Raw genomic sequence first — 570 nt, 5'->3', positions numbered from 1 at the left:
GGCAGCGCAGAGCTTTATCTCGGGTGCGATCTCGAAGACGATCAACATGCCGAACGACGCGACCATCGAAGACTGCCAGAAGGCATATGAGTTGTCGTGGTCGCTGGGTGTGAAAGCCAACGCGCTCTACCGTGACGGCTCGAAACTGTCTCAGCCTCTGGCCGCTGCGCTGGTCGAGGATGACGATGAAGCGGCGGAAGTTCTGGAAAGCGGTACGCCCGCCGAAAAGGCCGCCGTGCTGGCCGAGAAGGTCATCGAGAAGGTCGTCGTCAAGGAAATCGTCCGCTCGCACCGCGAGAAGATGCCGGAGCGCCGGAAAGGCTACACTCAGAAAGCCATTGTGGGCGGCCACAAGGTCTATCTGCGGACGGGTGAGTATTCGGACGGCTCGCTGGGCGAGATTTTCATCGACATGCACAAGGAAGGCGCTGGCTTCCGGGCGATGATGAACAACTTTGCCATCGCGGTGTCGGTCGGCCTGCAATACGGCGTGCCGCTGGAAGAGTTCGTGGACGACTTTAGCTTCACCAAGTTCGAACCGGCGGGGATGGTGCAGGGCAACGACTCGAT

General features: G+C 60.0%; 1 protein-coding gene. It reads left to right on the top strand.

Features of this window, described 5'->3' with window-relative positions:
* The coding region (locus tag ACR0MQ_RS22980; RefSeq protein WP_480611297.1) for a TSCPD domain-containing protein at positions 1-570 on the top strand (570 nt) is incomplete at both ends.

It is taken from the genome of Ruegeria sp. AN6 (assembly GCF_056540425.1).
This window is presented reverse-complemented; position numbering and strand designations above follow the sequence as displayed.